This window comes from Thermococcus sp. M36 (genome assembly GCF_012027355.1).
Classification (GTDB): domain Archaea; phylum Methanobacteriota_B; class Thermococci; order Thermococcales; family Thermococcaceae; genus Thermococcus.
Window position 1 is genome coordinate 1 of the sequence record NZ_SNUH01000359.1, and the last position, 389, is coordinate 389.

At 30.1% G+C, this 389-nt stretch carries 1 protein-coding gene; it reads right to left on the reverse strand.

What is annotated here, in order from left to right; genetic code table 11:
• Positions 1 to 196: 196 nt before the first annotated feature.
• On the reverse strand, positions 197 to 389 hold a 193-nt coding region (locus tag E3E36_RS13120), incomplete at its 5' end, for a hypothetical protein (protein WP_206203754.1).

Below are 389 nucleotides of genomic sequence, written 5' to 3' on the forward strand. Positions count from 1 at the left end.
GCAGTACCATTATTTTGCTGAATTGCCTGATAAAGATTAACTGTTAAGTTAGAATCGTTGGTACTGTTAGCATCGTTGAAAGCTTTTTTACATGCTGAAATAACAACTGCTGTAAATAATAAGCCAATAACTATATTTCTTTTTCTAAAGAACATTTGCAAGATTTTAGTTAATTTATTTTTTACTATATGAAATATTACCAATGAACGATTACTTGACCATTATAACCACCATACTTCCCATTAGCACTTAAGAATCCGATATTGAATAAAAAACTATGAGATGTTGATGGTGTTCCAACATTAAAAGTTCCAGCTAAAGTTTCACTATAAGTATTAACACCAGGTTCACTCTTACTATCTGAATAATCAACGTTAGCATCTTCATCA